The 13,688-nt window shown below is 50.2% G+C and carries 13 protein-coding genes and 1 tRNA gene; 12 read left to right on the forward strand and 2 right to left on the reverse strand.

Going from position 1 to position 13,688, the window contains the following annotated elements; genetic code table 11:
• Nucleotides 1–90 precede the first annotated feature (90 nt).
• The 3 genes from L6H70_RS00575 (at nucleotide 91) to L6H70_RS00585 (ending at nucleotide 1,422) form a co-directional block, all read left to right on the forward strand.
• Nucleotides 91–663 (forward strand): xanthine phosphoribosyltransferase, encoded by a 573-nt coding sequence (locus L6H70_RS00575; protein ID WP_236328426.1) that lies wholly within the window; start codon nucleotides 91–93, stop codon nucleotides 661–663.
• 105 nt (nucleotides 664–768) lie between these two features.
• A complete protein-coding gene (locus tag L6H70_RS00580) occupies nucleotides 769–1,086 on the forward strand; it encodes a hypothetical protein (RefSeq protein WP_054940049.1) in 318 nt (105 codons plus the stop codon).
• 117 nt (nucleotides 1,087–1,203) lie between these two features.
• Nucleotides 1,204–1,422: a hypothetical protein gene (locus tag L6H70_RS00585; protein WP_236328427.1), complete on the forward strand. Its 219-nt coding sequence runs from the start codon at nucleotides 1,204–1,206 to the stop codon at nucleotides 1,420–1,422.
• Between the two features lie 82 nt (nucleotides 1,423–1,504).
• Here the strand turns inward: L6H70_RS00585 and L6H70_RS00590 are convergent, their stop codons facing one another.
• Nucleotides 1,505–1,960 (reverse strand): YhjD family protein, encoded by a 456-nt coding sequence (locus L6H70_RS00590; RefSeq protein WP_236328428.1) that lies wholly within the window; start codon nucleotides 1,958–1,960, stop codon nucleotides 1,505–1,507.
• Nucleotides 1,961–2,139: 179 nt separating this feature from the next.
• Here L6H70_RS00590 and L6H70_RS00595 point away from each other — a divergent pair.
• From L6H70_RS00595 to L6H70_RS00635, 9 genes are all read left to right on the forward strand, one after another.
• Nucleotides 2,140–2,223, forward strand: a tRNA-Leu gene (locus L6H70_RS00595).
• Between the two features lie 203 nt (nucleotides 2,224–2,426).
• A complete protein-coding gene (locus tag L6H70_RS00600; RefSeq protein WP_236328429.1) occupies nucleotides 2,427–2,885 on the forward strand; it encodes a MarR family winged helix-turn-helix transcriptional regulator in 459 nt (152 codons plus the stop codon).
• A gap of 87 nt (nucleotides 2,886–2,972) precedes the next feature.
• Nucleotides 2,973–3,875, forward strand: coding sequence for a GNAT family N-acetyltransferase (locus L6H70_RS00605; protein WP_236328430.1), 903 nt, complete (start codon nucleotides 2,973–2,975; stop codon nucleotides 3,873–3,875).
• A 239-nt stretch (nucleotides 3,876–4,114) separates the two neighbouring features.
• Nucleotides 4,115–5,725 (forward strand): response regulator, encoded by a 1,611-nt coding sequence (locus L6H70_RS00610; protein WP_236328432.1) that lies wholly within the window; start codon nucleotides 4,115–4,117, stop codon nucleotides 5,723–5,725.
• Between the two features lie 30 nt (nucleotides 5,726–5,755).
• Nucleotides 5,756–7,579, forward strand: a complete 1,824-nt coding sequence (locus L6H70_RS00615; RefSeq protein ID WP_236328434.1) for a sensor histidine kinase — start codon at nucleotides 5,756–5,758, stop codon at nucleotides 7,577–7,579.
• A gap of 112 nt (nucleotides 7,580–7,691) precedes the next feature.
• Nucleotides 7,692–8,657 (forward strand): ABC transporter permease, encoded by a 966-nt coding sequence (locus tag L6H70_RS00620; RefSeq protein ID WP_423802760.1) that lies wholly within the window; start codon nucleotides 7,692–7,694, stop codon nucleotides 8,655–8,657.
• Between the two features lie 12 nt (nucleotides 8,658–8,669).
• Nucleotides 8,670–9,551 (forward strand): carbohydrate ABC transporter permease, encoded by an 882-nt coding sequence (locus tag L6H70_RS00625; protein WP_236328444.1) that lies wholly within the window; start codon nucleotides 8,670–8,672, stop codon nucleotides 9,549–9,551.
• Between the two features lie 34 nt (nucleotides 9,552–9,585).
• Nucleotides 9,586–11,145: an extracellular solute-binding protein gene (locus L6H70_RS00630; protein WP_236328446.1), complete on the forward strand. Its 1,560-nt coding sequence runs from the start codon at nucleotides 9,586–9,588 to the stop codon at nucleotides 11,143–11,145.
• A 241-nt stretch (nucleotides 11,146–11,386) separates the two neighbouring features.
• Nucleotides 11,387–12,787, forward strand: a complete 1,401-nt coding sequence (locus L6H70_RS00635) for an FAD-dependent oxidoreductase (RefSeq protein ID WP_236328448.1) — start codon at nucleotides 11,387–11,389, stop codon at nucleotides 12,785–12,787.
• Here L6H70_RS00635 and L6H70_RS00640 read toward each other — a convergent pair.
• Nucleotides 12,781–13,635: a YihY/virulence factor BrkB family protein gene (locus L6H70_RS00640; RefSeq protein ID WP_236328450.1), complete on the reverse strand. Its 855-nt coding sequence runs from the start codon at nucleotides 13,633–13,635 to the stop codon at nucleotides 12,781–12,783. The genes L6H70_RS00635 and L6H70_RS00640 overlap by 7 nt on opposite strands.
• Nucleotides 13,636–13,688 lie beyond the last annotated feature (53 nt).

Raw genomic sequence — 13,688 nt, forward strand, 5'->3', positions numbered from 1 at the left:
TGAGCAGAAGGACATGACTTCCGCCTCTTGAAATGAGTAATAAGGAAAGTGGAACGTCTGGAATTATAAAGGTAATGGAGGTACACAGTCATGGAAGTTTTGAAACAGCGGATTTTAGAGGAAGGCGTTGTCCTTTCGGATCAGGTGCTGAAGCTGGATGCTCTGCTTAACCACCAGGTTGATCCTATCCTTACGATGGAAATGGGACGGGAGTTTGCCGGGAGATTTGCGGATGCCGGTGTTACACGAGTGGTTACCGTGGAGTCCTCGGGTATTGCCGTGGCGTTTGCCACCGCATTGGAAATGAAAGTGCCGCTGGTGTTCGCCCGCCGCAAAAAAACGCTTCTGGCCGATCCCGATGCACTATGCGAGCGGGTTCCGTCGTTCACCAAAGGAATCGTGACCGATATTATGTTGTCCCGCCAATACATCTCGGCAGATGATAAAGTTCTTTTTATCGATGATATTATCGCTAACGGTGATGCTGCACGCGGACTTATCAAGATTATCCAGCGTTCCGGGGCTGAACTGGTCGGACTGGGTGTTGTCGTTGAGAAATGCTTCCAGGCAGGAGCACGTACAATTAGAGAGCAGGGCATCCGACTTGAATCTCTTGTCCGCATCACTTCGCTTGAAGACGGTAAGGTTGTCTTTGGCGAATAACCCGTGGCAATTAACAAAACAAAAGCCTATTTTTAAAACATCTTCTTTTCACCCTATAACTTTTCCTTTATAATAAGCATTAGACATAGGAGAGGAGGCGTCACAATGGGGAAAGAACCGGTGACAGAGCAATTTTTTATTGATAAACTAACCGAGGCCAAGGATCATTTCGAGCGTGCGCTGGATTGTAAACACACAGAGTTCGACGACCTGTATCCCTATATGATTGAACATCCTCAATTTTTCTGGTACAAACGTTATGTCGCATGGTCGGAACTTTTGACTATCACTAGTCTGTGTCAAGAACTGGATTTCAACTGGAAAGAGAATTTCACAGAAAATCAGGTTGAGTATCTGGAACAACGTGTGATGTCCGCTAAAGTTCTTGATTTCTGGTTTGAGAAGAATGAAGCGCTGATATAGGAATTTGGTTAAGCAGGCAAGACCCAAATGAGCTATCATTTGGGTCTTTTTTTGGATACAAGAGTGTTATCTATATCAAAATGATACATGCTATAACTGAAGGGGGAATACAAGCTCATGATTAGTGATGAACAGCTGGATGCCTACCGCATTTCCGGCGAGAAGATAAGGGTCATTCGAGATGCTCTGGAGAGCAATGATGTTAAAGGCATTATTCTGGCTTGGGATGATTCCCAGGTGATGGTGCGCCGTCCCAATAAACGTGTAGTGAAGCTGGACCGCAACTACATATTCCAGCCCTTCTCGGAACCGAGACAGGCTATTGAAGAATTATAGGATTACCCGCGAACAACAGATGCAGCCCCCATCCAATAGGACGGGGGCTGCATCTGTTATGTTGTAAAGATGGTCATCAAAGTTAGATGGACATTGCCATCTGTTCAACGCTTTCCGGTTTAGGCAGAACGGCGAGCTCAGGATTCAGCCCCAGATAAGCGCGCATGCGCTGCATCATCTCACTGCGGAAGCCGGGCCATTGGATATTAATCTCACCAGTGTAGCCCCTGCAGGTATATTGAGCCTCGACGCCGCGCTGATCCTGGCGGACAGTGGTGATCTTCAAGTTGCGGGAGGTCAGCTCACGGGTAACTTCCTGGAGCATTAGAGAGGTCTTCTTAGTCGCACTGGACACCAGCTCCATATAGAGCTGTGGAGTCTTGAACAACCCGCTCTTGCCGATGACCCGGCAATCACGTTCAAATACTTTATGAATAAACGTTAGCAGCAAGTAGCTTCTGACAAGGGATAATTCGTCTTTAGTTATATCTTCAGGAATAGTTGGTGTGTTTAGTGTAGATCTGTTGGTAGTCGCCATTATAAATCACCTCATTTATAGTATGCGAACCTTTGTTCTTATTATACCTCTAATTTATAATTAAAAGCAATAAATATCCAAAAATTAATGAAATAATTGAAAAGTAAAAAAAGGTTGACTCTAATTTCTCCACATGTTAAGATCTATCTTGTGGCCGCGAGAGCGAGTCAACATAATATGCGGTCGTGGCGGAATTGGCAGACGCGCACGGTTCAGGTCCGTGTGGTAGCAATACCGTGGAGGTTCGAGTCCTCTCGACCGCATCATGAATCAAAAAAGGCACGTATAATCACCCTTTCGGTGGTATACGTGCCTTTTTGTATGAGTTCAGTCTCTTATGTGTGATACAATTCGTTTTGGAAATAAATGAATATGATTGATATATATCAGCCATATTGATATGATTGATATATATCAATTAACTATAAATTTAGTATTGTTCCTTAGAAAAAGAAAGGTGAGGAAATTGCAGAGAAACACTTCAGGAAATGCTCCAAGGGAGCAGCTTGAAAATGCATTAGGAAAGCAGCTGAATGCACTGCTCAGCGCTTCGCATGCCATAAATGTCAGGGCCGCAGCCCGCTTCGATGCTTCCTTACAGCCTGCTGCATTTCATCTAATCCGCTGGCTGTACGCTTACGGGCCGGCCAGTGCTGCTGTGCTGGCGGATTCTACGGCCATGGACCGCAGCTCGGTCAGCCGTTTGATCAAACAACTGGAATCTTTGGGTTATGTGCGGAGAGAGGCCTCTCCTGAGGATGGCCGGGCTATTCTTTTGTCCTTGACTGAGCATGGGCAGCAAATGACGGTTGAAGCGCTTAAAGAAAAGGGATCGTTGTTCTATGAGCGGATTGCCGGCTGGGAAGACAAGCAGCTGCATGAATTTATTGAGCTGCTTAGAAAGTTTAACGGCTTGGAGTGTTAGCCGGAATGGTAAAATGATGGAGCGAATATCTTAGAGGGCCAACGGTATTGGATGCAAGTGTGTTTTATTCGGATAGGGGGAAGTCTGTTGATTATAGAAAAGTTGGATGAGGTCCGAAAGGAAGAGTTCCTGAACTTCTGCCGGAAGCACCGGAATGAGCTGGATGATTCTTTTCTGTATGAGGAGGACCTTGCGGAATATGAGCCTAATGCTGAAAATCCCACTTATATTGCACTGAATCCGCAAGGGACAGTCGCTGGAGCGGCTTCGCTGATACTGAATGATTACAGCCGCAGAGGCCGGAAAGCCCGGTTCCGTATTCTGCATGCGGAAACGGATGATCCGGCAGTATACCGGGAGCTGCTGCAAGCGATGCTTCAGCATACAGCAGGGCTGGATAAGCTGGATATTTTTGTTCCAACGGTAAATACGGGTGATATAGATAAGCTGACAGATGCGGGTTTTACGGTCGAAAGATTTTCCTATCTGCTTGTCCGGGACGAGGAAGTACTGCCTGATATCAATATTCCGGAGGAGTATGAGCTAAGGCCTTTCCGGCCTGGAGCCGATGAAGCAGTCTGGTGTGAGGTCAGAAATGCGGGCTTCGCCAAGCTTAAGGGGAGTGAGACGCCGGCGACTCCGGATATGGTGAGTTCCATGATTGCCGGAGCGGATTATATCGAGGACGGAATGCTGCTGCTGTATCACGGCGGCAAGGCTGTCGGGATTGTGCGTGGTTCTGATGATGAGTATAATGATGCGCCGATTATGAACATTGGACCCGTGGCGCTCTTGCCTGAATATCAGGGTAAAGGACTCGGGAGAGTTCTGCTTAGAGCAGCGCTGCATCTCTCAAGAAACAAGGGCTATACCCGCAGCATCCTGTGTGTGAATGCGGAGAATGAACGGGCCCAAGCGTTGTACACCGGTGAAGGCTTCAGGCAGGTGGAGGCAGCCGCCTGTTACAAATATGATTTGACGGTGCAATAGTAAAACATAGTACGTGAGCAGAGCAGCGATTTTCCCAATACTGGAGAATCGCTGCTCTTCGTTTTTGGTCCATTGTAGCTTGGTATAGGCAGATTATGGGCAATGGCAGCCTTCTCAGCTGTTCTTTCCAAGTTCCATTATTAATATAAAAAGCAGCAGGAGAACTTCGTTCTGTGTAGAAAATTTTTACATAATGATATTTAATTTGGTTAAATTTTCGAATTGAAAGGAATATGCCTATGAAAACGCTGGTTATTGTGGACGATGAACCGTCAGTGATAAACGGGCTACGCACATATGTGGATTGGGCCGGGCAGGGAATCGAGCTGATTGGCACTGCTGACGACGGGGACACAGGACTTGCACTAATAAGTGAACTTAGGCCTGATATCGTGCTGACCGATGTGCAGATGCCGGCGATGGATGGGATAGCAATGGCGGCGGAGGTCCGTGCGCTGCTTCCAGACACCAAAATCGTGTTCATCAGCGGACATAATGATGCCGAATATCTGCGATCAGCACTGCAGATGCATGCGGCGGATTATATTTTTAAGCCGGTGAGCCGTAAAGAATTATCGGTGGTGATGGGGAAAGTGACAGCGGCGCTGGATGTGGAGCGGAGAGAGCGGCAGCTGGTGAAGGATATGCAGGTCAAGCTGACGCAGAGCATGCCGCTGCTTCGTGAGAAATTTCTGCTGTCTGTGATCAGTGACAACATCCACCCGGAACGGGTTCATGACAAGCTGGCCTTCCTGGGGCTGCAGAGCCTTGAATCGGACAGCTATATTATTATGGTCATTGTAATTGATGATGTGCCGCAGGTGATGGATATCCGCACCGAGCAGGATAAGCAGCTGTTATCGTATACCGTGCTGAATATTATTCAGGAGCTTATAGATGAACAAATGCGCGGAGTTACTTTTGAAAAAGAGCCGGGGGAGTATGTCGGTATTCTCCTGCCCGGCCAGCGGTTCTCGGAAGATGATCTGCTGCAGCTGGCCGAATTGATCCGCGATAACCTGCGGAAGTGGCTGAAGCTGAGTGTGACCATCGGTGTCGGTGAGGGGGTAAGCAGCCTTTCTGAGCTGCCGGCATCTTATAGGCAGGCCCGGGGAGCCGCTGACCAGAAATGGTACCTGGGTAAAAACCGTATTCTCACCATGGATAACATCGAATCCGCAGAGAACCTCCGCTACCGGTTTGAGCCGGAATGGGGAGAACGGGTGCTGACCTCGATCAAGTCGGGGGATAGCAGCCGCCTGCATGCAGAGCTAGCTGAAATGTTCGGCCTGCTGGAGAAAAACCGCGGGCAGGGGCCGCGTTATGCGCAGAACGTCAGTCTGCACCTGATTCTGCAATCCGGCCAGGTGCTGCTGGAGCTGAACGGGATGACGGCAGAGTGGGAGCAGCGGGAGCTGGCGGCCTGGAAAGCGGTGGCCCGTCAGGAGACAATGCAGGATCTGCTCTTTTTCACAGAGTCGTATTTGCAGCAGGTCTGCGAATTCGTGCAGGTGAAGCGGAGCGGGAAAGCGAGTGAGACAATTGCGCGGGTCCGCCGCCTGATAGAGGCGCGCTATGCCGAGAATTTGACCGTGGCTGATATCGCAGCCGGGGTATATCTCAGTCCCACTTATGTCAGGCTGCTGTTCAAGCAGGAGACAGGAGAAACGCTGTTCGAGTACTTAACCAAGGTGAGGATCGAGAAGGCGAAGCAGCTGCTGGGTGATCCGCAGAACAAATTCTATGAGGTGTGTTATGCGGTAGGCTATACCGATCCCAGCCACTTCAGCAAGCTGTTCAAAAAAATAACCGGCTTTACACCAAGTGCCTACCGGGAGCAGCACCATTAGATTCGTTTAGCGGAAGGAAGGGAGTGTATTATGCAGTTTGGCTGGAATTATCTGAAAGGCCTTCTCCAGGGAATACTGGCGGCACGAAAATGGCTGCTGGCATACATCCTGCTCATCCTGCTGCCTGTCTCCATTCTTCTGGCTTCCTTTTATACACGTTCCAACAGGATCCTGGAAGAGGAGGTCACCCGCACCATGCAGCTAACCTTGAAGCAGGCGGGGCTGAATTTAACCTATAAACTGGAACATATCCGGGACAGCAGCAATTCTGTTTTTATGAATCAGATCCTGTATGAGAATCTCCAGCGGAAAAGCACCATTACTGACCAGCTCAAACAGATCAAGGAGCTGCGTAATCTGGCAGAGACCGCCAAGGAGAACGGGGATATTTTTCGGACGCGTTTTTTTATAGACCCTTCCCGGCTGTATGCAGGTGACAGAGTCAACTTATACAAGCTGAACGACATTAAGCAATATCCATGGTACGAAGCTGTGATGGAAGCGGGCGGGGGGATGGTCTGGACCGGAGTGTATCAGGAGAGCTATAACGATATAGGGGTAAAAAAAATCTTCTCTGTAGCCCGAATGCTGCGCAATCCGCAGAATTATGAAGAGATCGTCGGCGTTCTGGTGATGGATGTTTCCGAAGAGCTGATTGGTGAGATTCTGTCGGAGCTGCATTTCTCGGATACCTATGCTCCTTATCTGCTGGATGGGGCCGGAAATGTTATCTATAGTTCCGCCAAAGCGGACAATGGTCCGGCTTCGTCAGCCGCAGTGCTGCCGGCAGAGCTGCTGGATACGATCCGGCACTCGGAGGAAGGCATTCAGCAGAGTAAGGACGGCCGCAAAGCTGTGAACGTAGTGTATACCACCATTGGTCCGTCCGGGTGGAAGCTGGTGGCCAGGGTAGCCCAGTCCGAAATTTCGCACCGGGCCACGGCACTGAACCAGTTTACCAGTATAGCTACTCTCGCGGGGATCACCATTCTTTTTCTGGTCCTCTCTTTTGTCCTGCTGATGTTCATGACCCAAAGCATGCAGCACAGGGTGCAGATGATCCTGAAGATGATCCGCAAGGAAGGGATCGGATGGCTGGAAGAGCGCCGCTCCATGCCGGACGGGGATTTCCGGCTGCTGGAACGCAGCGTGGATCATCTGATTCATAAAGTCAACAATCTGATGGAGGAGTCGTATCAGGCCAAAATGCAGGAACGGGAGGCCCAGCTCCGGACGCTTCAGGCGCAGATAAATCCCCATTTTCTGTACAATGCCCTTGATATGATTAACTGGTCGGCCATTTCGCATGATGCGGAGGATACCAGCCAGATGATTGAAGCGCTGGCGCATTATTTCCGGCTCAGCCTCAATAAAGGGCGTGATAACGTCAGCATTAGAGATGAGCTGGAGCTCGCCAAGGTCTTTTTGGAGATTCAGCAGAACCGTTTTCCGTCTACCTTTACGTTCACCATTGAGGCCGGGCTGGGACTCGAGGCGTATATTATCCCCAAGCTTACCCTTCAGCCGCTGGTGGAGAATGCTCTGCTTCACGGCATCCGCAAAACCAAAGATAAACAGGGGACGATCACCATTGCTGCCCGGCTGGAGCAGGAGACCATTGTGCTCACCGTGTCTGATGACGGCATCGGCATGAGTCCTGAACAAGGGCAGCGGCTGCTGCGTGAGCCTTCCTTGGAGAAGCAAGACAACGGTTCGTCCGGCTCCTTTGGCCTCTACAATGTCAACGAGCGAATCCGTTATTTTGCCGGCAACCGCTACGGATTGTCCATCGATTCGGAACCCGGAAAAGGGACGGTTGTCACGGTAAGAATTAAAGCGGTTACATCAGAGTAAGGCCACACGGAATATACAGTCGCCAGAGACCAGAAATAATCGGATTACCACCTACAATACCACCTGGATGAACTCGTATAATCATCTCATAAACCAGGCGGAGGTGAGTAACTTGGGCACAGGTGTCACGGATTTGAAGCGGAAGAATAATGTCAAACGGGTCAGGACGAGTTCAGCAGGCAAGTGGAGGCTGGCCTGGAGAAACAGGGATTATTATGTACTGCTCATTCCCGGACTCCTGTTTCTGCTGCTCTTCAAATATACACCGCTCTATGGTGTACTGATTGCGTTTCAGGATTTTAATATTTTTGAGGGTGTCAGAGGCAGTGAATGGGTCGGGCTTGAGCAATTTCATAAGCTGGTCCAGTCGGAGGAATTTGGAAGGGTATTCATGAATACCCTCCTAATCAGTGTGTATAAGATTGTGCTGCTGTTTCCGATTCCAGTTTTTATCGCGCTGGTGCTGAACGAGGTCAGGCTGATGTTCTTTAAGCGGACGATCCAGACAATCATTTATCTGCCGCATTTTCTCTCATGGGTGATCATCTCGGGGTTATTCGTGACCATTCTTTCGACTTCCGGGGGGCTGGTCAATAATATCATCCAGTCGCTGGGCGGCGAGCCCATCAGCTTTTTTGTCAGCAATGAGTACTTCCGCAGTCTGGTTGTGTTCACGGCGGGGTGGAAGGAAACGGGCTGGAATGCGATTGTGTTTATTGCCGCTATCGCCGGAATTGACCAGGAGCAATATGAAGCCGCTGCCATTGATGGGGCGGGCAGAATCCGCAGAATGCTGCATATTTCGCTCCCGGGTATCCTGCCTACCGTTGTGCTGATGTTCATTCTCCGCCTCGGTTCGGTGCTGGATGCAGGGACAGAGCAGATTCTCACCATGTACAATCCGGTTGTCTATGAAACCGCCGATGTTATTGGAACCTTCGTGTACCGCATCGGCCTTGGCAAAATGGATTACAGCTTCAGCACCGCAGTTGGTCTGTTCAACTCGGTTGTCGGTTTTATCCTGATTATCTCAGGCAACTTTATCAGCCGGAAGCTGCTGAAGCGCGGTATCTGGTAGCGGGAAGGGAGAGTGGAAAGGTTGACGAAACGAACCAAGGGCGATTTGGTGCTGGATACGGCGGTTTATTTCTTCCTGATCCTCCTGGGTGTCATTATGCTGCTGCCGTTGATCAACGTATTATCGAAGGCTGTTAGTGCGGAATGGGCCATCACCTCCGGTAAAGTTGGCATTCTGCCGGTAGGCTTCCAGCTGGATACGATGAAGGAGGTCATATCCTCCTCAACGTTCATCAGAGCCTTCGGAGTTTCGGTAGGCGTTACTGTTGTCGGAACTATAATCTCCATCCTGATGACCGCACTAACCGCGTACCCGTTGTCCAAGCGCCTGCCGGGTATCCCCTTTATTATGGTGCTGTTCATTTTCACCATGCTTTTCAGCGGAGGGCTAATCCCCAACTACTTGCTGATGCGCCAGCTGCACCTGATCAACAATCTATGGGTACTGATTTTGCCGGGAATGATCAGTGTGTTCAATCTGCTGGTGATCAAGAGCTATTACGAAAGCCTGCCTGAAGCACTCGAAGAGTCGGCGCGGATCGACGGGGCCAAAACCTACACGATTCTGTTCCGTATTATCCTGCCGCTCAGCATGCCGGTCATCGCGACGATCGCTTTGTTCTATGCGGTTGGGTTCTGGAATGATTATTTTGGCCCGATGATCTATATCAATGATACGGCGCTTAAAACGCTGCAGCTCTACCTGCAGGACGTTGTGATGGATGCCAGCGCAGCGAATGCCGTGAACAAAAGTGTGGATGATCTCATGAACATGTCTCCCGAAGGAATCCGGGCAGCGACAGTTGTTGCTTCCACGGTGCCAATCCTGTTTGTGTATCCGTTCCTGCAGAAGTATTTCATTAAAGGCGTGCTGATCGGCTCTGTCAAAGGCTGAGCCGTGATCTATTATTTAGAGGAGGGTTATACGTATGAAATATAAAAAAGGCTGGTCTCTTCTGCTCTGCACCGGACTGCTGCTTGCTGCAGCGGGATGTGGCTCATCGGGTAACAATGGGAACGGAAATAAGGAAGCTGCAGAGGCAACTAAGGCTCCGGCGAGTGCTGCCGCCACTACCGCGCCAACGGAGGACACGGCCAAACCTGAATTGAAATCGCTTAATTTGTGGTCGAAGGATGATTATAATACGTATCCGCTTGCCAAGGTCATCGAAGAGAAGACGGGGTATAAAGTGAAATATGAAATGCTGCCCGCCGACAAAGCGATGGATAAGCTGAACCTGTTGATTTCATCCGGCGAACCCTATGATGTCATTACCATTTCAGGTGAAAAGGCTGTATACACGGACTATGCCAAAATGGGGGCGCTGGTCGATTTGACCCCGCTCATTGAAGAGTATGGACCGAATATTAAGGCTTCCATCTCCGAAGCATCCTTCGATGCGGTTAAAGTGGATGGTAAAATCTTCGCCATCCCGAACAGCTCCTCGCAATTTGCGGGCGCCGACCTGATGATCCGTCAGGATTGGCTCGACAAGCTGGGCCTGAAAACACCTACAACTCTGGATGAATTCACCGAAGTACTGAAGGCGTTCAAGGAAAAAGATCCCGGCGGCAACGGCAGCAGCGGCGCTCCGATGTCAATAGACGGCGGCCTGGCTACAACTGCCAATATTACCGGCGCGTTCGGCATCGGCACCAGCTGGAATAAGCTTGACGGCAAGCTGGTACCACCGCCGCTGCACCCGGGCTTTAAGGAATATCTCACGTATATGGCTGACCTGTATAAGCAGGGACTGCTAGATAAGGAGTTTGCCGTCAACAAGGATGCTACCCTGAAGGAGAAATTCACCAGCGGCAAAATCGGTGTCATTCAGCTCCCTTGGTATGATATTCCGAGCGTTGCCGATGCCCTGAACGCCAATTTCCCGGATGCCAAGTTTGTATATCTTCCGGCTTTAAAGGGTAAAGACGGGCAAATGGGTCTTGGCATGAGTGGAGGCTTTGACCGCCTGACCTTTATCCCGAAATCTGCCAAACATCCTGAGGATGCCATCAAGTGGATTAATGCCAAGCTGGATAAAGACACCTTCAAACTGATCGCCATCGGGGAAGAAGGCAAACATCATACGTATAAAGACGGCATCTACAGCCCGATCTTGCCGCTGTTCACGGACGAACGGGGCAATGCCAGCAACTATCTTACCGGTATCGATGAGAAGCTCTACCCGATCTACTGGCAGGCCCGTGTCCAGAAGGATGCACGCTTGTTCGCAGGCTTCTCGTATCTGAACAATGAACTGCCTGCCGAAGCGCGGATTGCTGATCCGCTTGCACTTGCGCCGTCTCTTCCTGAATATTCTAAGAACAACGCTTCCCTGAATCAGATGATCAATGATTTCGCTGTGAAGGTGATTGTTGGTGAGGAATCTCCGGATGCCGTGGACGCTTTTGCCGAGAAGTACAAAGCAGCCGGCGGAGAAGCCAGCTACAAAGAGGTTAACGACTGGTACGCGGCTAGCGGTAAATAGCAGTAGTAAAAAGAAAAATATAAGATGAACTTGGGAACAAACATAAAGGTAACAGTAACGGAGGGGATTTTGGAACTGGAAGAGCGTTAGCGTCCGCCTTTGTCTACGGATTTCTACCACTAAGAGTGGTATTAATAAATGAAATCTGTAGACAACAGCGGCTGGAAGTCCAAATATCCCGCAGTTACGACTATACCAAATGTAAGTCCCAAGCTCGTCTTATATTGCAGGAGGAGATCAAATGAAAACCTACCGGATGCGGATCAGCGAGGTTCCGCTTCAGGATGATTGGGATGTCATTGTTGTCGGAGGCGGGCCGGCCGGTTGTACAGCAGCTGCCGCAGCTGCGCGGGAAGGTGCAAGAACGCTGCTGATCGAAGCGACGGGAAGCCTGGGCGGGATGGGAACTTCGGGGCTTGTGCCGGCCTGGTGTCCTTTCTCTGATATGGAGCAGATTATCTATAGAGGGCTGGCTATGAAAGTGTTTGAGGCGCTAAAAGCGCAGATGCCGCATGTGGCTAAGGACGCGATGGACTGGGTGCCGATTGAGCCGGAGAAGCTGAAGGTGATCTACGATGATCTGGTCCAGGAGGCAGGAGTGACGGTATTATTCAATACGCTGCTTGGCTCAGTGGAAACTGAGCCGGAAGGCAGAGTTTCCGCGCTGATTACGGCTAACAAAAGCGGACTCCAGGCACTTCAGGCCAAGGTTTACATTGATTGCACTGGGGATGCCGATGTTGCAGCCTGGGCGGGGGCGGAATACCTCAAAGGGGATACGGCGACCGGTGACCTGATGCCGGCTACACACTGCTTCAATCTGGGCAATGTGGATGAATATGCTTATCTGAACGGTCCGCTGCTGCATAACAACAATAAGCAGAGTCCCATCTTCGATATCCTTCGGTCAGGCAAATATCCGCAGATTCCGGACTCGCATATCTGCAACAATATGATCGCGCCGCGCACGGTAGGTTTTAACGCCGGACATTTATGGGATGTGGACAATACGGATGCTTACTCGGTATCTGCTGCGCTGATGCAGGGAAGAAAACTGGCGGCCGTCTATCGGGATGCGCTTGCGGAATTTATGCCGGCTTCCTTTGGCAGTGCTTTTGTCGCCAGTACAGGTTCACTTATGGGTGTACGGGAGACTCGGCGGATCACCGGTGACTATGTTCTTAGTGTCGATGATTATGTGAACCGCCGCAGCTTCGAGGATGAGATCTGCCGTAACAGTTACTTTATTGACATCCATGGAACGGAAAAAGAAGAGAAGCAAGCCGGAGGCAAGCCGGAGGTAATTAAGCGGTACGGCCCTGGTGAATCCCATGGTATTCCCTACCGCTGCCTGACACCCCGCTCCCTGCAAAATGTACTGGTAGCCGGACGCTCCATCTCTTGTGTACGCGAGGTTCAGGGCAGTGTCCGGGTAATGCCGGTCTGCCTGGCTATGGGTGAAGCCGCGGGAATTGCTGCAGCGATGGCAGCACAGCTTCCGGATCATGATGTTCATACTGTGGATGTTCAGATCCTGCGAAGACGGCTGAAGGAAGAAGGAGCCTATCTGCCTGATCTTCCGGTGGTTCAAGCCGGAGAATCAGCAGATCAAGCGCAGAACGGAGCGTTCAAATATCATTGATGATGCGCGGATGTATGAAGACTGGTCCGGCGATTGCGCAAAATGGCATTGATCTCCCCGCCGGCCAGAATAATAATGGAGCTGATATACAGCCAGATCAACAGGATCATCACCCCGCCGAGGCTTCCGTAGGTTTTGGTGAAATCGCTGAATTGGTTGACATACACGGAGAACAGCACGGAGGTGGCTATCCAGCCGATGGTAGAGAAGAATGCTCCCGGCATCACTTCCTTCAGCCGCAGTCTGCGGCTGGGGGCAATCCAGTACAGCAGGGTGAACACCACAAACATCACGAAGAGAGGAACGGCATATTGCAGCAGATCCCAGAGCTTTTGCAGGCCATAAGGCAGATCAGCCAGTAAAAATACCTGTGTCTTCAGCCAGCTGCCGAGAACGAGCAGTAGAATGCTGAGCAGCACCACAAAACCGATGAACAGGGTGGCGAGGAAGGCAATCCCCCTAACTTTCCAAAACACCCTGCTCTCATCAATATCATAGGCGCGGTTCAGTCCTTTGATGATCGCGTTGACACCTTTGGAAGCAGCCCATAGAGTAGCTAGCATCCCAAAGGACAACAAAGCCTGGCTCCGCCCCTCGGAGACATCCTGCAGAATTTCTTCTATAATGGAGACGGCTTCCACCGGCATGATTTGCTCCAGCTGCTGAATTTTATCCTCCAGGGAAATATTGGCGTACCCGATGAGTGTCATAATAAAGATCAGAAAAGGAAACAGGGAGAGAATAAGATAATAGGTTAATTGCGCACTAATCCCCTGCACATCATCATTTTTTATTTTTTGGAACAGTTCTTTTAGAAAAGAGTACACCCCGGCCGCATTCTTCTTCATAATTCCCTCCTCAGCTTCTTCTATAATATGCACCAGCCTGTCTTTAATATTAT

The sequence above is a fragment of the Paenibacillus auburnensis genome (assembly GCF_927798115.1).
GTDB lineage: Bacteria > Bacillota > Bacilli > Paenibacillales > Paenibacillaceae > Paenibacillus_AQ > Paenibacillus_AQ auburnensis.